The 18,594-nt window shown below is 66.0% G+C and carries 19 protein-coding genes and 1 riboswitch; of the genes, 9 read left to right on the forward strand and 10 right to left on the reverse strand.

Going from position 1 to position 18,594, the window contains the following annotated elements; all coding sequences use genetic code 11:
* The 6 genes from nusB to nrdR all read right to left on the reverse strand — a co-directional run bounded on the left by nusB (position 1) and on the right by nrdR (position 4,785).
* Positions 1-480 (reverse strand): transcription antitermination factor NusB, encoded by a 480-nt coding sequence (gene nusB, locus EC839_RS08360; RefSeq protein ID WP_027599169.1) that lies wholly within the window; start codon positions 478-480, stop codon positions 1-3.
* Between the two features lie 8 nt (positions 481-488).
* Positions 489-965, reverse strand: coding sequence for a 6,7-dimethyl-8-ribityllumazine synthase (gene ribE, locus EC839_RS08365; RefSeq protein ID WP_007161209.1), 477 nt, complete (start codon positions 963-965; stop codon positions 489-491).
* A 109-nt stretch (positions 966-1,074) separates the two neighbouring features.
* The gene (ribBA, locus tag EC839_RS08370; RefSeq protein ID WP_007161210.1) at positions 1,075-2,163 is read right to left on the reverse strand and encodes a bifunctional 3,4-dihydroxy-2-butanone-4-phosphate synthase/GTP cyclohydrolase II; all 1,089 of its coding nucleotides are present in this window, start codon (positions 2,161-2,163) and stop codon (positions 1,075-1,077) included.
* A gap of 10 nt (positions 2,164-2,173) precedes the next feature.
* Positions 2,174-2,836: a riboflavin synthase gene (locus tag EC839_RS08375; RefSeq protein ID WP_007161211.1), complete on the reverse strand. Its 663-nt coding sequence runs from the start codon at positions 2,834-2,836 to the stop codon at positions 2,174-2,176.
* 142 nt (positions 2,837-2,978) lie between these two features.
* A riboswitch (FMN riboswitch) is annotated at positions 2,979-3,137 on the reverse strand.
* 56 nt (positions 3,138-3,193) lie between these two features.
* A complete protein-coding gene (gene ribD / locus EC839_RS08380) occupies positions 3,194-4,318 on the reverse strand; it encodes a bifunctional diaminohydroxyphosphoribosylaminopyrimidine deaminase/5-amino-6-(5-phosphoribosylamino)uracil reductase RibD (protein ID WP_007161212.1) in 1,125 nt (374 codons plus the stop codon).
* The gene (nrdR, locus tag EC839_RS08385; RefSeq protein WP_007161213.1) at positions 4,315-4,785 is read right to left on the reverse strand and encodes a transcriptional regulator NrdR; all 471 of its coding nucleotides are present in this window, start codon (positions 4,783-4,785) and stop codon (positions 4,315-4,317) included. Before nrdR ends, ribD begins: the two co-directional genes overlap by 4 nt.
* Before the next feature lie 181 nt (positions 4,786-4,966).
* On the opposite strand from nrdR, the gene EC839_RS08390 reads away from it, so the two are divergent.
* The 4 genes from EC839_RS08390 (at position 4,967) to trxA (ending at position 9,945) form a co-directional block, all read left to right on the forward strand.
* The gene (locus EC839_RS08390; protein ID WP_027599172.1) at positions 4,967-5,431 is read left to right on the forward strand and encodes a YbaY family lipoprotein; all 465 of its coding nucleotides are present in this window, start codon (positions 4,967-4,969) and stop codon (positions 5,429-5,431) included.
* Positions 5,428-6,075: a methyltransferase gene (locus EC839_RS08395; RefSeq protein WP_007161215.1), complete on the forward strand. Its 648-nt coding sequence runs from the start codon at positions 5,428-5,430 to the stop codon at positions 6,073-6,075. The genes EC839_RS08390 and EC839_RS08395 overlap by 4 nt, the downstream gene beginning before the upstream one ends.
* A 1,118-nt stretch (positions 6,076-7,193) precedes the next feature.
* Positions 7,194-8,927: a group II intron reverse transcriptase/maturase gene (gene ltrA / locus EC839_RS08400; RefSeq protein WP_132832505.1), complete on the forward strand. Its 1,734-nt coding sequence runs from the start codon at positions 7,194-7,196 to the stop codon at positions 8,925-8,927.
* Between the two features lie 148 nt (positions 8,928-9,075).
* Positions 9,076-9,945 carry a thioredoxin gene (gene trxA / locus EC839_RS08405; protein ID WP_007161216.1) on the forward strand — a complete coding sequence of 290 codons (870 nt, stop codon included), beginning with the start codon at positions 9,076-9,078 and terminating at the stop codon, positions 9,943-9,945.
* A gap of 125 nt (positions 9,946-10,070) precedes the next feature.
* Here the strand turns inward: trxA and EC839_RS08410 are convergent, their stop codons facing one another.
* Entirely contained in the window at positions 10,071-10,427 is a 357-nt protein-coding gene (locus EC839_RS08410) for a hypothetical protein (RefSeq protein WP_007161217.1), read from the reverse strand.
* A gap of 122 nt (positions 10,428-10,549) precedes the next feature.
* Between EC839_RS08410 and EC839_RS08415 the strand changes: the two genes are divergently transcribed.
* The 5 genes from EC839_RS08415 to EC839_RS08435 all read left to right on the forward strand — a co-directional run bounded on the left by EC839_RS08415 (position 10,550) and on the right by EC839_RS08435 (position 14,365).
* Positions 10,550-11,101 carry a DUF2796 domain-containing protein gene (locus tag EC839_RS08415; RefSeq protein WP_007161218.1) on the forward strand — a complete coding sequence of 184 codons (552 nt, stop codon included), beginning with the start codon at positions 10,550-10,552 and terminating at the stop codon, positions 11,099-11,101.
* Positions 11,102-11,108: 7 nt separating this feature from the next.
* Positions 11,109-11,816 (forward strand): ABC transporter ATP-binding protein, encoded by a 708-nt coding sequence (locus tag EC839_RS08420; RefSeq protein WP_007161219.1) that lies wholly within the window; start codon positions 11,109-11,111, stop codon positions 11,814-11,816.
* Position 11,817: 1 nt separating this feature from the next.
* Entirely contained in the window at positions 11,818-13,071 is a 1,254-nt protein-coding gene (locus tag EC839_RS08425; RefSeq protein WP_132832506.1) for an ABC transporter permease, read from the forward strand.
* A 13-nt stretch (positions 13,072-13,084) separates the two neighbouring features.
* Positions 13,085-13,579 (forward strand): DUF3299 domain-containing protein, encoded by a 495-nt coding sequence (locus EC839_RS08430; protein WP_007161221.1) that lies wholly within the window; start codon positions 13,085-13,087, stop codon positions 13,577-13,579.
* 96 nt (positions 13,580-13,675) lie between these two features.
* Positions 13,676-14,365 carry an OmpW family protein gene (locus EC839_RS08435; protein WP_007161222.1) on the forward strand — a complete coding sequence of 230 codons (690 nt, stop codon included), beginning with the start codon at positions 13,676-13,678 and terminating at the stop codon, positions 14,363-14,365.
* Positions 14,366-14,455: 90 nt separating this feature from the next.
* On the opposite strand, the gene EC839_RS08440 is transcribed toward EC839_RS08435, so the two are convergent.
* From EC839_RS08440 to yccS, 3 genes are all read right to left on the reverse strand, one after another.
* Positions 14,456-15,385, reverse strand: coding sequence for an NAD-dependent epimerase/dehydratase family protein (locus EC839_RS08440; RefSeq protein ID WP_007161223.1), 930 nt, complete (start codon positions 15,383-15,385; stop codon positions 14,456-14,458).
* Entirely contained in the window at positions 15,378-16,277 is a 900-nt protein-coding gene (locus EC839_RS08445; protein ID WP_177416701.1) for a sugar nucleotide-binding protein, read from the reverse strand. Before EC839_RS08445 ends, EC839_RS08440 begins: the two co-directional genes overlap by 8 nt.
* 87 nt (positions 16,278-16,364) lie before the next feature.
* Positions 16,365-18,569, reverse strand: a complete 2,205-nt coding sequence (gene yccS / locus EC839_RS08450; protein WP_177416703.1) for a YccS family putative transporter — start codon at positions 18,567-18,569, stop codon at positions 16,365-16,367.
* Between the last annotated feature and the right edge of the window lie 25 nt (positions 18,570-18,594).

Genomic DNA, 18,594 nt, shown 5'->3' on the forward strand with positions numbered 1-18,594 from the left:
TCAGCGCTTGCCGCGCAACTCAGCGCTGCGCAGCTTGGGCGCCAGCTTGTCCAGCACGCCGTTGACGAACTTGTGGCCGTCGGTGGCGCCGAAAATCTTGGCCAGCTCGATGCCCTCGTTGATCACCACGCGATAGGGCACGTCGATGCGTTTGAGCAGCTCGTAGCAGGACAGCCGCAGCACCGCCAGTTCGACCGGGTCGACCTCGTCCATGGCGCGATCCAGGCAGGGCAGGATCAGACCGTCGATCTCGCCCTTGTTGGCCGGGACGCCGTGGAGGATTTCATGGAAATAGGCACCGTCGACCTTGGCGAAATCGTTGTCGACGCGAAACTGCGCCTCGATCTCGTTGATCGCCTGGCCCGCCATGTGCCACTGGTACAGGGCCTGGACCGACAGGCTGCGCGCTTCGCGACGGGCAGCCAGTTTGCCAGTGGGGGCCTTCTTGCCCGCGGGCTTGCCGGCCGCGGGCGGAGTCAGATCGCCGCTCACTTGGCCTCCAGCTGCGCCAGCAGGCTGACCATTTCCAGAGCGGACAGGGCCGCTTCGGCGCCCTTGTTGCCGGCCTTGGTGCCGGAGCGCTCGATGGCCTGCTCGATGGAATCGACGGTCAGGACGCCAAAGGACACCGGTACGCCGAATTCCATGGAGACCTGGGCCAGACCCTTGGTGCACTCGCCGGCCACGTATTCGAAGTGGGGGGTGCCGCCACGGATCACCGCGCCGAGGGCGATGATGGCGTCGAATTCGTCGCGCTGGGCGATCTTCTGTACCGCCAGCGGGATCTCGAAGGCGCCGGGGACGCGGATGATGGTCAGGTCGTCCGGCTTGATGCCGTGACGCACCAGGGCGTCGATGGCGCCCTGCAGCAGGCTTTCGACGACGAAGCTGTTGAAGCGACCGACCACCAGGGCGAAACGGCCCTGAGGAGCGATGAAGGTGCCTTCAAAGGTCTTGATGTTCATGTGCGGGTCCAGTTGTCAAAGAGCCGGACGGCCGGCAGTGCCAGGCCGTCCGTGGAAATCCAGGTGAAGCGCGCCATGCCACCCGGGCGGGGCGCGCCAGGCGGAAGGGTCATTCTTCAGGAGGCAGATAGTCTACTACTTCCAGGTCGAAGCCGGATATGGCATTGAACTTCATCGGCGAGCTGAGCAGGCGCATCTGACGAATGCCCAGGTCGCGAAGGATCTGCGAACCGGCCCCGACGGTGCTGTAGGTGGACAGCGCCTTGGGTACCGGCAGCGGCTCGCGCAGGTGCGCCAGCAGGTCGTCGCCCTCGATCGAGTGACCGAGCAGCAGCACCACGCCGGTGCCTTCGCGGGCCACGCGCTCCATGGCACTGCGCAGACTCCAGCGACCCGGCTGGTGCACCTGCAGGAGGTCGCGCAGCGGATCCATGTTGTGCACCCGCACCAGCGGCAGCTCCTGGCCGGCCAGGTCGCCACGGATCAGCGCCAGGTGGACGTCGCCCTCCACCTCGTCGCGGTAGGTCACCAGCTTGAACGGACCGAGTTCGGTCTCCAGCTGCTGCTCGTCGATGCGCTTGACGGTGTGCTCGTGGAGCAGGCGGTAGTGGATCAGATCGGCGATGGTGCCGACCTTGAGGCCGTGCTGCTCGGCGAAGGCTTCGAGTTCGTCACGCCGGGCCATGGTGCCGTCGTCGTTCATCACCTCGCAGATCACCCCGCTCTCGGCGAAACCGGCCATGCGCGCCAGGTCGCAGGCGGCCTCGGTGTGGCCGGCACGCGCCAGCACACCGCCGGGCTGGGCCATCAGCGGGAACATGTGGCCGGGGCTGACCACGTCGCCGGCCTTGGCGTCCTTGGCGATGGCGGCCTGCACGGTACGCGCGCGGTCGGCGGCGGAGATGCCGGTGCTGATGCCTTCGGCGGCCTCGATGGAGACGGTGAACTTGGTGCCGAAGCCGGAGGCGTTGCGGCTGGCCATCATCGGCAGGTTGAGGCGCTCGCAGAGGCCCTTGCTCATGGGCATGCAGATCAGGCCGCGGGCATGGCGGGCCATGAAGTTGATGTGTTCGGCGGTAACGCATTCGGAGGCGATGATGATGTCGCCTTCGTTCTCGCGGTCCTCGTCGTCCATGAGGATGACCATCTTGCCCGCGCGGATGTCCTGGATGATGTCTTCGATGCTGGAAAGTGCCACGGTGTCGTCCTTAGCGCTGCAGATAGCCGTGTTCGGCGAGAAAGTGTTCGGTGACGCCGCCCTTGCTGGACTCGGCGGCCTTGTCGCCCAGCAGCAGGCGCTCCAGGTAGCGGGCCAGCAGGTCCACCTCCAGGTTCACCCGGCGCCCGGGACGGTAGTCGGCCATGATGGTCTCGCCGAGGGTATGGGGAACGATGGTCAGCTCGAATTCGGCGCCATCCACCGCGTTCACCGTGAGACTGACGCCGTCCACGGTGATCGACCCCTTGAGCGCGATGTAGCGGGCCAGCTCAGCCGGGGCGCGCAGGCGGAATTGCACGGCGCGGGCGTTATCGGCGCGGGAGACCACTTCGCCGAGTCCGTCCACGTGGCCGCTGACCAGGTGGCCGCCGAGGCGACTGGTGGGCATCAGCGCCTTTTCCAGGTTGACCCGGCTGCCGGGCTTGAGACCGCCCAGGCTGGTGAGGCTCAGGGTCTCGCGACTGACGTCGGCCCAGAAGCCGTCGCCGGGCAATTCCACGGCGGTGAGGCAGACGCCATTGACGGCGATGCTGTCGCCGAGCTTGACGTCGGCAAGGTCGAGCTTGCCGGTGGCGACATAGAGGCGCACGTCGCCGCCCTTGGGCGTGAGGGCGCGGATCTCGCCGAGGGCTTCGATGATTCCGGTAAACATCAGCTCAGGCCTCCGAGAGGTAGAGCCAGAAAGGCGGTGCAGCTAGACATCGACGAACTCCTGTTTCGGTGAAAAAACAGGGCGCACGGACAGAAGGGAAATCAGACGGACGAGGGGCTCGCACCCCTGCCAGGCGAGGCTATCCCGTTCTCTCTCATCCGGACTATGACCGTCGGCCCCGGAATCCAACCGGGTCTGCTGACCTCTCCCGCCGCAGAGGACGAGAGAGCGCTCGCGGGCTCGTCCCGACTGATCGGGCGTTACCGCCGGTGGGGAATTGCACCCCGCCCTGAGAACTCGCCGCCCGAGGGCAGCGCAGGTTTTGTAACACAGTTCGCCGCCGCGGGGCCAGGGGCGTCAGGTGTCCCGGGCCGGTCGGGCGATCAGGTGCAGGTCCGCGCCCACCGGCGTGGCACTGAGGATTTCCAGCTGCGGCGCCTGGGCCAGATGCTCCAGCGGCCAGTCCAGCAACGGCCGGGCACTGGAGCCGAGGAACTTGGGCGCCAGGAACAGGTGATATTCATCGACCAGTCCGGCCTGGGCGAAGGCGCCTGCCAGACGCGGTCCGGCTTCCACCAGCACATCGTTGACCTGCTCGCTACCCAAGTGGGTCAGCAGCGCAGCCAGATCGACCTGGCCCTGGGCACCGGGCAGCGCCAGGTAGTCGTGCCCGGCCGCCGCATAGGCCGGCGCTTCGTTGGCCATACCGGCGACCCGTGCCGCACCGGCCTGGAAAAAGGGGACGTCCAGCGGCACCCGGCCACGACCGTCCACCAGCAGCCGCTGCGGCGTGCGCAGGGTGGCCAGTTCCAGTTCTGCGCCACTCAGCCCCAGTTCGCTCGGGCGCACGGTCAGGCGCGCGCCATCGGCCAGCACGGTGTCGGCGCCGGTGATCACCACCCCCGCCTCGGCACGCAGTCGCTGCACGCTCTGGCGCGCCGCCGGCCCGGTGATCCACTGGCTTTCGCCGTTGGCCATGGCGGTGCGGCCATCCAGGCTCAGCGCCAGCTTGACCCGCACGAAGGGCCGCCCGGTCAGCATGCGCTGGATGAAGCCGGCATTGAGTGCCCGCGCCTCGGCTTCCAGCACCCCGGCACGGGTGGCGATGCCGGCGGCGGCGAGCCGCGCCAGGCCGCGCCCGGCCACCAGCGGGTTGGGATCGGTCATGGCCGCCACCACCTCGGCCACGCCAGCCGCCACCAGGGCATCCGCGCAGGGCGGGGTGCGGCCATGGTGGCTGCAGGGTTCCAGGGTCACATAGGCGGTGGCGCCGCGCGCGGCCTCGCCCGCCTGGCGCAGGGCATGCACCTCGGCATGGGGACCGCCGGCCTGGCGATGCCAGCCCTCGCCCACCACCTGGCCGTCGCGGACGATCACGCAGCCCACCCGCGGATTAGGTGCCGTGCTGTAACGGCCAAGCGCCGCCAGCGCCAGGGCACGGGTCATCCAGAAGGCATCGTTCACCAGGCCTGCCTCGCTCATACCGGTTGCTTGCCCGGGTCTTGGGCCAGCCGCTCGATCTCGTCGCGGAATTCGGCCAGGTCCTGGAATTGCCGATAGACCGAGGCGAAGCGGATATAGGCCACCTGGTCCAGCTTGCGCAGTTCGTCCATCACCAGTTCACCCACCACCCGCGAACGGATCTCCCGCTCGCCGGTGGCGCGCAGCCGGTGCTTGATCAGGGCGATGGCCTCTTCCAGGCGCTCGACGCTGACCGGACGCTTCTCCAGGGCGCGCTGCATGCCGGCGCGCAACTTGTCCTCGTCGAAGGGCTGGCGGGTGCCGTCCTGCTTGATCAGTCGTGGCAGGACCAGCTCGGCGGTCTCGAAGGTGGTGAAGCGTTCCTGGCAGGCCAGGCACTCACGCCGCCGGCGCACCTGCTCGCCGGCCGCAACCAGCCGGGAATCCGTGACCTTGGTGTCGTGGGCGCCGCAGAAGGGACAATGCATGGGGGAGTCGACCGCCGGAAGGGAAAGCCCTCATGGTACCCGATCACCCCCTGGCGGGAACCTCTGGGTACCGGACGAATCGACAGCCAGGAGCCGCCGGGCTATAAGAGCGCACTGTGTTCGACGACCCCTCTCCAGCCTCCCGTGCCGCCCTCGCCGGCGGCGACCTCCGGATCCTGCCATGACCCCACGCGTCCTCCTGCCCCTGCTGCTCACCGGTCTGCTCGTGGCCTGCTCCAGCCCACCCGAAACCACGCCGCCGCAGCCCACCACCCCGGCCGACGAGCCGGTCCCGGTGGCCGGCGCTCCCACCCCGGCCAATCTGCGCGAGATCTCCGGGGTGCTGCGCAATGCCCAGGGGCTGGTCCCGGCCGGTGCCCAGGTGGAGATCGCCCTACTGGCGGTCAATGCCAAGGGCCTGCCGCAGCGCCTGCTGGCCAGCGAGACGGTGACCGGCAAGGGCGCGCCCCTGGCCTTCCGACTGCCCTTCAATCCGGAGATCTTTCCCACCCGCCCGGATCTCAAGGTGGAATTCCACGCGCGCCTGATCCAGGCCGGTCAGCTGGCCAGCTATCTGCCGCCGGTGAATGTCGGCGGACCGACCACGCAGAATCTCGGCGAACTGGTGCTGAACCAGACCCCGTGACGCCCCCAGACGACCTCGTCGCCGCCCTGACGGCTCTGCTCGGCGGCGCCCGTCTCTGTCTGCAGGCGTTGCCCGACAGCGACCTGTCGCTGTGGCTGATCGATCCGGCCAACATGGCGCGGGCCTTTTCCCCCGCGGAAACCCAGCGCCTGTTGGAGGCACCACCCTACTGGGCTTTCTGCTGGGCCAGCGGCCTGGCCCTGGCGCGCTGGATCGTCGCCCATCCCGAGCACGTTGCCGGGCGCCAGGTCCTGGATTTCGGCAGCGGCTCGGGCATCGCCGGACTCGCCGCCGCCCGGGCCGGCGCGGCGCGGGTGGTCTGCTGCGACCTCGATCCCCTGGCCCTGGCGGCCTGTCGCGCCAATGCCCAGGCCAACGCCGTGCAGATCGAGACGCTGGACGATTTCTCTGCCAGCACCGAGCGCTTCGATCTCATCCTGGCCGCCGACGTCCTCTACGACCGTGCCAATCTGCCCCTGCTGGACCTCCTGCAGGCGCGTGCCGAGCGGATCCTGCTGGCCGATTCGCGGGTACGCGACCTCGCCCACCCCGGCTTCACCCGCGTTGCCATGCTCCAGGCCTGCACCCTGCCGGATCTGGCCGAGCCGGACGAATTCCGCCGCGTGGCGCTCTATCGGGGCTGAGCCGGCCCGCCTTGTTTCCAAGCCCGGCGCCCCCACCTATAGTGCAACTTTCGGTGCGACACGAATGCTCGTGTTGTGCTTGGTCGACTAGCTTAGTCTTGGCGCCGAAACCCTTGTTCTACAGGGGTTTGAAGCCTAAATAAAGCACGAGAGCCGGCTCTGCCGCGCCTGATTCGACCCACTTGTGGGGACAATGCGATCCCTGCTTGCCAGGGTAAGTACGTCTCAAATTTGGCCACTTTTGGCTATAAATTGATCAATCAGACGTAACAGAGAGCAATTTCTGCTAGCGAAATTGTATCTAAATGTAACAAGACTCCCTGTGGGTGATTTGACCCCGCAAGGGGTCAATCCATCTCTGGGATGCCTTGGTCTCATTTGGCCCATGCCAACGTCGTGAGACGCTAGGGTATCTCGTCCAAGCACGGAGCAACCGCTCCGCTTGTGCATTGCTCAACCTTGCTAATACAGGGGGTACCGAGCCTGGCATGTACCTGCCAGTTCACTACATCGGCATGCGTCGGGGGCCAACCCTGAGGTGTGAAGCCCGATGGACAACGTCCTATCCCTCACGGGACACGCAGGTCTGGCAACAGCAGCGTGACGCTTCCGAATTGCACGGAGGCAAGGGGCTAGTGACCCAACCCGTATGGTTAACGCATGTGAATCATCGTTCGAACCCTCGTAAGCACTACTGGGCCTACGGCAATTTATGGGCCCTGGCCAAAATCGGCAAAGCAGATCGGCGCTCGCTGTCGAAAGAAGCGACGCGGTACCACTACGACTGCCGGGGGAAAGATGGAACCTAACCGGGGAATCGATGCGCAGCGGGGAACGTGGCAATCCCGACCACCCGCCTAACCAGCAACATCGGAAGGCAGGCAATCCGCAAGGAAAGCTGTTGGGTGTGGGGAATGGGAGGGTGCAAAAAGCGAATGGCTGTCTGTAATGGGCGGCATATCGGTTGAAACATCATCGACAGGGGCAACCCTGGCTGACGTGCACCTGGTTTACGGGCGCATGATCTAGTGCTGATTTCCAGCGAAACGACCCTAGGGGTGACTTCAACCCCTAGGGGAGAAGTCCGTCCCGAAGGTTACTGACCTGAGGAGGACTGTATGAATACGCAACCAGCAACATCGGTTTCGTCTGCGTCTCCTGACGGCGTGAAGGGCTGGCACGATCTCGATTGGGCCAAGATCCAGATCTCCGTTCGGAAAACGCAGTTGAAGATTGCGCAGGCAACAATGGCCGGTGACTGGCGTAGGGTTAAACGCCTGCAACGGTTACTGACCCATTCGTTTTATGGCCGCTGTATGGCTGTAAGACGGGTGACGGAAAACCGGGGTCGCAAGACTCCGGGCGTCGATGGAGAAACCTGGGGGACGCCTCCAGCCAAGCTCCACGCCGCGAAGCGTCTATCGGAGAAACGAGGCTATCGGCCCAAACCGCTAAAGAGGGTTTGGATACCGAAGCCAGGGAAGAAGGAAAAGCGCCCGCTAGGCATACCGACGATGTTTGATCGGGCCATGCAAGCGCTCTACCTGTCCGCCCTGGAACCTGTCATCGAAAGCACCAGCGACCCGAAAAGTTTCGGCTTCCGGCCGGATCGCTCGACCGCTGATGCGATGGTTGAAATCTTTCAGTTAATGTCGCAAGACGACTCACCTGTGTGGGTTCTGGAAGGTGACATCAAGGGGTTCTTCGACAACATCAATCACGAGTGGCTGTGCCAGAACGTCCCTATGGACAAAAAGGTACTGCGGCTGTGGTTGAAGGCCGGGGTAATTGACCGGCGACACTTCATGGCTACGGAGGCCGGGACGCCACAAGGTGGGATTATTTCGCCCTGTTTGGCTAACGCCACCCTTAACGGTTTGGAGAAGCAGCTCAAAGGTCATCTGGCCAGAAAGCTAGCGGGTACCAACGCCGATACGCCCAGAGTGCATGTGGTGCGATACGCGGACGACTTCATCATCACAGCGGCTACCAAAGAGCTGTTGACTGACGAGGTCATACCTTGGGTCGAGCAATTCCTGTCGGTACGAGGGGTGAGCTTGTCCGAAGAGAAAACGCAGATAACCCACATCCTTCAGGGCTTTGATTTCCTAGGGTGGAATTTCAGGAAATACGTGCCGAAATCGCCTTACCGACGGACCAAGCTGTTTACCAAACCCTCGAAGAAGAACATCTCGACGTTCTATCGAAAGGTAAGGGACATAGTGAGATCCAGTGGGGCTCTGACTCAGGAAGAGTTGATCGGCCGTCTGAACCCGGTACTACGAGGGTGGGCTCAATACCATTCTCAGGCTGTTGCTAAAGCCACCTTCAAGAAACTAGATAACTTGATTTTCTGGTTGCTACGAAGGTGGGCGAAGCGCCGACACCCGAAGAAGCTAGCTACGTGGAGCTGGAACAAATACTTCCATTCCATCGGCGGGCGGAAACAGGTGTTCGCGCATCCCTATAGAGGCAAGAAGGGAGAGAGAAAGTATCGTGAGCTTTATGAGCTAGCGAAGACCGTAATCAAGCGCCAAAAGCGTCTATCAGGCGGGTACCACCCGTACGACGCTGCGCTTGAGCAGAAATGGGAAAAGCTAAGGGTCCAAAGGATGCAGCACAAGCTGCGTTTCAGGAAACAAATCCTAAGCCTTTACCGGCGCCAGAAAGGGAACTGCGCTCTGTGCGGTCACGCGATTACCAGGGAAACGGGCTGGGACGACCACCATGTCATTCGACGGGTGGACGGCGGCAAGGACACTCTGAAAAATCGCGTACTTCTCCATCCCAACTGTCACTCGCTGATTCACAGCCAGCGTAAACAAGTGACTCTGCGACACAGCGGTCTGTAATGATAGGATCGTTAGTCAACGTTGCCGGTCAGCCTCTGGGCTGACTTTTCGTAAGCTTGAGCCGTGTGCTGTGAAAGTCGCAAGCACGGTTCTTAGGGGGCTCCGGATCAGGAATGATCTGGGGCCACCCGCCTCTGCCGAGTCCGCCATGAGCCAGGTCCCCTACATTTTCGACGCCACCCTCGACACCTTCCAGCAACAGGTCATCGATGCCTCCTTCAGCACCCCGGTGCTGGTGGACTTCTGGGCCGAGTGGTGCGCGCCCTGCAAGGTGCTGATGCCGCTGCTGGCCAAGATCACCGAGTCCTATGGCGGCGCCCTGCACCTGGCCAAGGTCAACTGCGACATCGAGCAGGAACTGGTGATGAGATTCGGCATCCGCAGCCTGCCCACCGTGGTGCTGTTCAAGGATGGCCAGCCGGTCGACGGCTTCGCCGGCGCCCAGCCGGAATCGGCCATCCGCGCCCTGCTCGAACCCCATGTCCAGGCCCTGCCGCCGGCCGAGGAAGATCCGCTGGACGCCGCCCAGGCCTTGTTCGCCGAGGGTCGTTTCGCCGAAGCCGAGGCGCTGCTCAAGGCCGTGCTGGAAGAAGACAACAGCGACGCTCTGGCACTGATCCTCTATGCCCGCTGCCTGGCCGAGCGCAATGAACTGGACGATGCCCAGGCCGTGCTGGACGCGGTCAAGGGTGACGAACACAAGCAGGCCCTGGCCGGCGCCCGTGCCCAGCTGACCTTCCTGCGCCAGGCCGCCAGCCTGCCCGAGGTCGCCGATCTGAAGAGCCGCCTGGCCCGCGATGCCGGTGACGACGAGGCCGCCTACCAACTGGCCGTGCAGCAACTGGCCCGCCAGCAATACGAACCGGCACTGGATGGCCTGCTGGAGCTGTTCCGCCGCAATCGCGGCTACGGCGACGATCTGCCACGCAAAACCCTGGTGCAGGTCTTCGATCTGCTGGGCAATGACCACCCCCTGGTCGCCACCTATCGCCGCCGCCTGTACCAGGCGCTGTACTAGGCACCGGTCGACAATGGCTGCGTCGCCCCGGACGCAGCCTTATCCACCGCGGGCGTCCTCCCAGCGCGGTGGACATCCCGTAGCGTGGAAAACCGCGCAGCGTTTTCCACTACCCCGCTCCAGCCTCACCCCTGCCAGATATAGAACTGCGCTTCGCCCACCCGCTCCATGCGCACCTGGGGACTGTGCCTCAGTCGCACCAGCAGTTGCTTGGCCACGCCGAGATTGCCGGTGAGCTTTTCCAGCGCCACGAGGATGTCCGGCCCGCTGAGCCGCCCGGCGGAGCTCAGCAGCTTCACTACCTGATCCCAGAGCATGTCGCCACCCGACTTGGGTCCGCTGGGTGCGGCGCTCACAGCCGCGGCAGGCAGGGGCGCCTCGGTCGGTCGCAGGGCGGCGGCCAGGCGTTGCCAGTCGGCCTCCTCCAGTTCCACCGTGAGATCCACGGGCTGGCTGCCGATGGTTCCGCGAATGCGTACCATGGTGTTCTCCTCGTCGTGCAGAGGCCCATGCTCCCACAGCCATCGACCCACGCCAAACCAAGGTTGCAGCACGGAAAAGCAACAACATAACATAGCACCTTCCCACCCATTGGAAGTCCATCATGCGCCTGCCCCTGCTGACCCTCTGTCTTGCCGCCGCGCTCGTCCAACCGGCCTTCGCCCATGGCACCGATGACGACCATGACGAACACGAGCACGGCGCCCTCGGCGCCCATGTGCACGGCGAATCTCATCTCGACCTGGCCCAGACCGACACGGGCCTGGAATTGCAGTGGCGCAGTCCGGCGGCCGATCTGCTGGGCTTCGAACATGCCCCGCGCAATCGACAGGAAGAAGACGCCGTCGCCGCCCTGCGCCAGAGTCTGGAAAATCCCCAGGCCCTGGTGAAGCTGCCTGCCGCCGCCGATTGCCGCCTGACCGAAGCCAGCGCCATCAGCCCGCTGTTCGCCAAGGATTCCAGCGCCAGCGGCCATCTCGACGTGGAGGCCAGCATGAGCTTCAGCTGCAGCAAGCCGGGCGCGCTCGCCAGCCTGGATCTCTCCGGCTGGTTCGCCCGCTTCCCCAACAGTCACAGCGTCGAGGTCCAGGCCATCGTCGCCAGCGGCCAGCAGGGCGCCGAACTGACCGCCCGGCAACCGCAGCTGAAATGGTAGGACGGTCGTGACCTCTGCCCCCCTGGTCGAGATCCAGGACCTCGGCTTCGCCTGGCCCGGCCAGGCGGAATGCCTGGACATCCGGCACTTCCAGCTGGCGCCCGGCGAGGCGCTGTTTCTCGAAGGCCCTTCGGGCAGCGGCAAGACTACCCTGCTCGGCCTGCTCGGCGGCGTGCAGCGCCCCAGTCGTGGCCAGGTGCGGCTGCTCGGTCAGGACCTGGGAGCGCTCGCCACCGCCCGGCGTGACCGTTTTCGCGTCGACCACACAGGTTTTCTCTTTCAGCAATTCAATCTGCTGCCCTTTCTCTCGGTCCTGGACAACGTCCTGCTGCCCTGCCAGTTCTCGGCGCTGCGCCGCGAGCGCGCCTCGACGCGGCATGGCGATCCCCGGGGCGCGGCCCTGACCCTGCTCCGCGCCCTGGGCCTGAGCGATCCCGACCTGCCCCGACGCCCGGCCCGCGAACTCTCCATCGGCCAGCAGCAGCGCGTCGCCGCCGCCCGTGCCCTGATCGGCCAGCCGGAGCTGGTGATCGCCGACGAACCCACCTCAGCACTGGACACTGACCACCGCAATGCCTTCCTGCAGCTGCTGTTCGCCGAGTGCGCCGCCGCCGGGGCCGGCCTGCTGTTCGTTAGCCACGACCGCAGCCTGGCCAGTCGTTTCGATCGCCACCTGACCCTGGCCCAGCTCAACGCCGCCCAGCCGGAGACCTAGGATGCCGCTCCTGCAACTGGCCTGGGCCAGCCTGCGCAATCGCCGCGCCACCGCCCTGCTCACCGTCTTCACCATCGCCGTCTCGGTGGCTCTGCTGCTGGGTGTCGAACGCCTGCGCACCGAGGCCAAGGCCAGTTTCGCCAGCACCATCGCCGGCACCGACCTGGTGGTGGGCGCCCGTTCCGGCGCGGTGAATCTGCTGCTCTACTCGGTGTTCCGCATCGGCAACGCCACCAACAACATCCGCTGGGAGAGCTACGAAAAACTCGCCGCCGATCCCCGCGTCGCCTGGACCATCCCGCTGTCCCTCGGTGACTCCCACCGTGGCTACCGGGTGCTGGGTACCGACGGCAACTACTTCACCCACTATCACTACGGTCGCAACCAGCCGTTGCGCCTGGCCCAGGGCCGGCCCTTCAACGACGTCTTCGAGGTGGTGCTGGGCGCCGAAGTGGCCAAGGCGCTGCACTATCACCTGGGCGACAAGGTCGTACTGGCCCACGGCGTTGCCACCATCAGCCTGACCGAGCACAGCGACCACCCCTTCACCGTGGTCGGCATCCTCGCCCCCACCGGCACCCCGGTCGATCGCACCCTGCACATCCCCCTGAGCGGCATGACCGCCCTCCACCTGGACTGGCGCGGCGGCATGCCCGGTCCTTCGCTGAGCGACGCCGAGGTGCGCCAGCGCGATCTGACGCCCAAGGACCTCACCGCCGCCCTGGTCGGCCTCAAAAGCCGGGTGGCTACTTTCGCCCTCCAGCGCGCGATCAACGACTACAGCGGCGAACCCCTGATGGCCATTCTGCCCGGCGTGGCCCTGCAGGAGCTCTGGGGGCTGCTCGGCACGGCGGAACAGGCGCTGCTGGTGATGTCGCTGTGCGTGGTGCTCACCGGGCTCGTAGGCATGCTCACCGCCCTGCTCGCCAGTCTCAACGAAAGACGCCGGGAGATGGCCATCCTGCGCTCGGTGGGTGCCCAGCCACGCCACCTGTTCGGTCTGCTGCTGGCCGAAGCCCTGGCGCTCACCCTGGCCGGCTGCCTCGGCGGGCTGGCGCTGCTCTACGGCGCTATCGCTCTGGGGCGGCCCTGGCTGCTGGCGGAATACGGTCTGGCATTGCCGCTGGACTGGCCCTCGCTCTACGATGGGCAACTGCTCGGCGGTATCCTGCTCGCGGCACTGGTGCTCGGCTGCATCCCGGCCTGGCGCGGCTGTCGCCAGGCCCTCACGGACGGGTTGTCCGTGCGACTCTAGACGAGGCCCCACCATGCGCCTGGCGCTCCTGCTGTTGCTCTGCTGGCTGCCCTGGGCCCAGGCCGAACCCCGCCAACTCGCCTGGCGCGAACTGGTACCGGCCGATGCGCCGCGCTTCAATCCCGGCAGCGTCGACCACGGCCTCGGCGAAGACGGCCCGGCCGCCAGCCAGCCCTGGCCGGACGCGCCCACGGTGGCTGCCCTGGATGGCCAGGAGGTGCGCCTGCCCGGCTACGTGGTGCCGCTGATGGTCACCGACGAGGGCGAGGTCACCGAATTCCTACTGGTTCCCTACTATGGCGCCTGCATCCATGTGCCGCCGCCCCCGGGCAACCAGATCGTCTACGTCAAAGGCAGTCACGACCTCTGGCTGTCCAAGCTGCACCTGCCCTACTGGGTGGAAGGCCGGCTGGGCGTGGGTAGCCAGCGCAGCGAGGTCGCCGTCGCCGGCTATTGGCTGCAGGCCCAGCGTATCCAGCCCTACATCCTCAAGGGCGACGGTTCCTGAGCGATCTACCCTACCCTTGAGCGAGATCAAGAGTCCGACGCTTCAGCTTGGCTAGGCTGCTCCCAGCCCTTTTTCAATGCCTTCGGAGCCCTCGCCATGCGTCCCCTCTTCCGTCTCAGCCTGCTCGCCCTCGCCCTGGCCGCCCCCTTCGCCCAGGCCCACCAGGCCGGCGACATCATCCTGCGCGCCGGCGCCATCACCGTGGATCCCCACGAGCGCAGCTCTGACGTCAAGATCGACAGAGGCGCCCTGAGCGGCGCCAATCTGGGCGGCAAGGCGACCATGGACAGCGACACCCAGCTGGGGCTAAACGTCGCCTACATGCTCACCGACCACCTGGGCCTCGAATTGCTGGCGGCCACGCCCTTCGAGCACCAGGTCAACATCAAGGGCACCGGGCTGGACGCCGCCAACGGCAAGCTGGTCAGCCTCAAGCACCTGCCGCCGACCCTGAGCCTGGTCTACTACCCGCTGGACGCCAAGGCGACGTTCCAGCCCTATGTCGGCGCCGGCCTCAATTACACCTGGATCTACGACGAGCACGTCGGCAGCGGCGCCAGCGCGGCCGGCTTCGACAACTTCCGCGCCGACAACTCCTGGGGCTGGTCCGCCCAGGTCGGCGCCGATCTCATGCTCACCGACCGGGTGATGCTCAACGCCCAGATCCGCTACATCGACATTGCCACCACCGCCCATGTCGACAACACTGCCCTCGGCGCCCGCGCCAAGGTCGATCTGGACGTGGATCCCTGGGTCTACATGGTCGGCCTGGGCTATCGCTTCTAGGCCAGCGCAGGCCACTCGCCCCTAGGTTGGCGCTGGGACAGCTGCAGTGTCGAAGACCAACCGGCCAGGGAGTGCCCCTGGCCGCGTCCGCTAATCCCGCAGCAGCGCTGCCAGCCCCGTGCCCATGCTCGTGGGCTGACTGAAATCGAAGCGCTCGCGCAGGCGGCGGTTGTCCGCCTTCGAATGACGGATGTCCCCGGCCCGCGCCGCGCCATGAGTCACCGGCGGCAGGCCACCGAGCACCTGGCCGATCTCCGCCAGCAGACCGTTCAGGCTGATGGTCTCGCCGCGTCCCACGTTCACCGCCCCGGCCGTCACTTCGGGGGCTTCCAGCGCCTGCACCAGGATGCCCACCAGATCGGCGACATAGACGAAATCGCGGGTCTGCTCGCCGTCGCCGAACACCGTGATCGGCGTCTGCCGGCGGGCGCGTTCGGTGAAGATGCTGATCACCCCCGAATAGGGCGAAGACGGATCCTGACGCGGACCATAGATGTTGAAGAAGCGGAAGATCGCCGGCTCCAGACCGTGCTCGCGACGATAGAAGTCGAAGTAATATTCGCCCGCCAGCTTGTCTGCCGCATAGGGTGTCAGCGGCGCCTTGGCCAGCTCCTCGTCGATGGCCTGCCCCTGGCCGTTGGCGCCATAGACCGCCGCGCTGGAGGCATAGATCACCCGCTTGATCTCGGCCTTGCGCATGGCCTCGCACAGATTCAGGGTGCCGATGAAGTTGGCCCTGTGGGTGCCCACCGGGTCCTCCACCGACGCCTGCACCGAGGCCACCGCGGCCAGATGCACCACCGCCGCGCAGCCGGCCACCGCCGCTTCCAGGGTCGCGACATCGGCCACGTCCCCCACCCGCAATTCGATGCGGTCATCGTCCAGCGGCAGATTCTCGCGCTTGCCGGTGCTCAGGTCGTCCAGCAACCGCACCCGCCTGCCCCGCGCCAGCAGCGCGTCGGCCAGGTGGGAGCCGATGAAACCGGCACCGCCAGTGATCAGAATGGGCGCATCACTCATCGAAACCTACCTCGTCCTGCCGAAAGCCCTGCAACAGCGCCGGCAACTCCTGCTGCCAGCGCCGCGCCTTGATGCCAAAGGTGTTGAGCAGCTTGCGACTGATCAACACCCCCTGTTGTGGCTCTTCCGCGGCGTCCCCCCGTTCCAAGTGCGTCACCTCCTGCCATTCGCAGCGCACCGGCCGGTCGAATTCCTGCCAGAGCTGGGCGACGGTTTCGGCCAGGCCCAACTCCGACACCGCTTCCTGGGCGCCGTAGTGATAGGTCCCCCAGAGCGGCGCGCCGCAGTCGAGCTGCTTGACCACGGCCAGCAGCACCCGGGCGGCATCGCCCACGGTGGTCGGATTGCCGCGCCGGTCGCCCGCCATCGGCACCACCTGCTCGGTGCCCAGCTGCCGCAGCAACCGCCCCAGGCGACCGTTATAGGAGTCATCCAGGACCCAGCCCAGGCGCAGCAGGATGTGCATCGGGCACAGCGCCCGCACCAGCTGCTCGACCCGCCAGAGCGCCTCGCCCCGTGGCCCCGGGGGACGCGGAAGATCCTTTTCACTATAGCCGGCAACGCGCGAGCCATCGAACAGCTGATAACTGGACGGCTGGATCAGCGGAATCTGATAGTGCTGGCAGAGGCCGGCCAGGCGTTGCACGGCCAGCGCCTGGCGCTGCATCAGCGCCGGATCGAAGTCCGCGGCCTGCAGCCAGTCGTGGTAATAGGCGAGATTGATCACCGCCCCTGGTCGGACCCGGTCGAGGACCTCGGTCAGCCCGGCGGCGTACCAGCCCTCCGTGGGAGTCTCGGGGGCGACGAATTCGATGCCCGCTTCGGCACCGGCGGCGAGTAGCGCCTTGCCCAGGGCGCTCTCCCCGCCCACTACTAGAAGACGCATACGCATGTGTTGGAACAGCCTTCAAACCAGCTTAAACAGGCGTCGAAAGACTCGACGGACATCGGTCAACATAGCGCGTCGCGCCAACCTTGCTCAAGCATCGGCGGTACCTGCGGCCGGTTGCTCGCGGGTTTGTTCGCGCAGGGTATGGTTGGCGGCGCTTTTGAGATTGGGCAGCAGGCGGCAGATCAGCGCCAGCTGGGTGCACACCAGCCGGTAGCCGTCGTCGTTGTCCTCGGCCGCGGCCTCAAGTTCATCGGCCAGGCTGGTCTCCTCCTCGGCGGTCGGCGGCAGACTGCGGCGCTCCGCCACCGCCGCCGCGATGGATTCCATACCCTCGGCGATGCGGGTCACGGCGCGCTCCACCAGGGCATCGTGCTCGGCCGCCTCTAGCTGGCGGCGATGGGCGCCCAGGGCCGACAGGTAGCCCAGCAGGGTGTTGGACAGCGCCAGATAGCGAAAGCCCGCTTCCAGGTTACGGCGGAAGTGCCCGGGATCGCGCAGCATGTTGGCCAGCGCGGCCGACAGCGTCGCATCGGCGTTGTGGGCGTTGCGCCGCGCCACCCGGTAGTCGAGATCGTCGCGCTTGCCGGTGCGGTACTGCTCGTGCAGTCGGCGCAGATAGAGCGCATTGGTACGCAGGGTATTGGCCATCACCTGGTGCAGCCGCCGCCCCTGCCAGTCCGGCAGGACGAAGAACACCGCCAGTACCGCGATCAGGCAACCCAGCAGGGTATCCAGCAGCCGCGGCCAGATCAGCATGAAGCCGTTGCCCACCTGGTTGAAGCAGAACAGCACCATGAGGGTGATGGCCGCGGTGGCGACGGTGTAGCGATCCGTCCGGGTGATAAAGAACACCAGACCGGCAACCAGCGCCAGCAACAGCTGGATCTCCGGCTGCCCGAACAGCTCCAGCAGGGCGCTGCCCAGCAACAGCCCGATCACCGTACCCACGATCCGCTGCACCAGCCGCACCCGGGTCGCTCCGTACTGTGGCCGGCAGACGAACACCGTGGTCAAGAGGATCCAGTAGCCGTTCACCGGGTGGATCAGGTGCAGCACGCCATAGCCGGCCATCAGCGCCAGCGCCATGCGCAGGCCATGGCGGAACAGTAGCGAGGTCGGGGTCAGCTGCAGGCGGATACGCTGGAACACCTCGCGCAGGGAGCGTGCCGCCGGATCCAGGAGGCTGGTGTCCAGATCCGCCGCCCCCGAATCGCTGTTGCCCGCCTCGGAGAATTGCCGCTCCAGGGTCGAAAGATTGTGCCCGAGCAGGTCCAGGGAGCGCAGCAGGCCCCGCCAGCGCGGATTCTGCTGCTGCTTGAGATACTCCAGCGAGGCCTGCAGATCGGTCAGGCCCTGCTGACTCTGCTGGCCGTATTCGAAAGGCTGCCCGAGACGGATCGCCTCGCCCATGTTGAGGCAGGCCGTGGCCTGCAACTTGAGCAGGCGCTGGCAGCGAAAGAGGATGTCGCTGTGAAAGAAAGCCTCGGTCAGGGCACTGTAGGGATAGTGCGAAGAGCTGGCGCGCTCGTGGATGTCCTGCGCCATGAAATACAGGCGGAAATAGCGCCCCGAACGCGCCCCGGGCCGCCCCGAGCGGCCGAAGCGATTGAGGATGGTCGCCTTAGCCTGGTTCAGCGCCTGCACCACCTTGCCGTTCTGCTGGGCCAGCAGCACCCGCCGCCGGTGCAGGTCCACCCCGCGCACCGGCTCGAGCATCTCGGCCTTAAGCCTGAGCAGGGTCCCCAGTTCGCCATAGAGGGCGGACAGATTCTGTCGCACCGGCTGGTGGGCGAAGAGGGCGCACCAGAGCACCGAGAGCAGGCCGTACCACAATGCCCCGGCCAGCAGGTGTGCCGGCTCGTACCACAGCGGCACCTGGGCGCCGAGGCGCTGATCCACCCCGATCATGGCATAGATGGACAGGATCACCGTGGCCTGGGCCACCGAGGCGTAGCGCTCGCCGATGGCGCCCAGCATCGTCAGGCTGAAGGTGGCCAGCCCCAGGCCCACGACAAAGATCCAGGGATAGGGAAACAGCAGCTCGACCGCGAAGGCCGCCACGGTAAAGCACAGCAGCGTCACCGCCAGCGACTTGAGTCGCCCCAGCCAACTGTCGTCGGTTTCCGCCAGGGCGCTGGCGATGATGCCGAGGAATACCGGCGACAGCGCGCGCAGATCGCCCAGCGACCAGCAGACCGCCATGGCGCCGCTCAGGGCGACAAAGACGCGAACGCCATAGCTGGCCTTTTCGTGCGCCCAGAGCTGGCGCAAAGACACTCCAAACACAGTCATGACGGGAGAGCGAGCCTCGTGATTT

This window comes from Pseudomonas sp. JUb52 (genome assembly GCF_004341115.1).
In the GTDB taxonomy this organism is placed as follows: Bacteria; Pseudomonadota; Gammaproteobacteria; order Pseudomonadales; family Pseudomonadaceae; genus Chryseomonas; species Chryseomonas oryzihabitans.

Bases quoted from the DNA above. Each gene is read 5' to 3' on its own strand.
- EC839_RS08445 (WP_177416701.1), bottom strand. From the start codon at position 16,277: ATGCGTATGCGTCTTCTAGTAGTGGGCGGGGAGAGCGCCCTGGGCAAG.
- ribD (WP_007161212.1), bottom strand. From the start codon at position 4,318: ATGAGCGAGGCAGGCCTGGTGAACGATGCCTTCTGGATGACCCGTGCC.
- EC839_RS08440 (WP_007161223.1), bottom strand. From the start codon at position 15,385: ATGAGTGATGCGCCCATTCTGATCACTGGCGGTGCCGGTTTCATCGGC.
- EC839_RS08435 (WP_007161222.1), top strand. From the start codon at position 13,676: ATGCGTCCCCTCTTCCGTCTCAGCCTGCTCGCCCTCGCCCTGGCCGCC.
- EC839_RS08425 (WP_132832506.1), top strand. From the start codon at position 11,818: ATGCCGCTCCTGCAACTGGCCTGGGCCAGCCTGCGCAATCGCCGCGCC.
- EC839_RS08375 (WP_007161211.1), bottom strand. From the start codon at position 2,836: ATGTTTACCGGAATCATCGAAGCCCTCGGCGAGATCCGCGCCCTCACG.
- EC839_RS08415 (WP_007161218.1), top strand. From the start codon at position 10,550: ATGCGCCTGCCCCTGCTGACCCTCTGTCTTGCCGCCGCGCTCGTCCAA.
- EC839_RS08430 (WP_007161221.1), top strand. From the start codon at position 13,085: ATGCGCCTGGCGCTCCTGCTGTTGCTCTGCTGGCTGCCCTGGGCCCAG.
- EC839_RS08410 (WP_007161217.1), bottom strand. From the start codon at position 10,427: ATGGTACGCATTCGCGGAACCATCGGCAGCCAGCCCGTGGATCTCACG.
- nrdR (WP_007161213.1), bottom strand. From the start codon at position 4,785: ATGCATTGTCCCTTCTGCGGCGCCCACGACACCAAGGTCACGGATTCC.
- ribE (WP_007161209.1), bottom strand. From the start codon at position 965: ATGAACATCAAGACCTTTGAAGGCACCTTCATCGCTCCTCAGGGCCGT.
- EC839_RS08390 (WP_027599172.1), top strand. From the start codon at position 4,967: ATGACCCCACGCGTCCTCCTGCCCCTGCTGCTCACCGGTCTGCTCGTG.
- yccS (WP_177416703.1), bottom strand. From the start codon at position 18,569: ATGACTGTGTTTGGAGTGTCTTTGCGCCAGCTCTGGGCGCACGAAAAG.
- trxA (WP_007161216.1), top strand. From the start codon at position 9,076: ATGAGCCAGGTCCCCTACATTTTCGACGCCACCCTCGACACCTTCCAG.
- ltrA (WP_132832505.1), top strand. From the start codon at position 7,194: ATGAATACGCAACCAGCAACATCGGTTTCGTCTGCGTCTCCTGACGGC.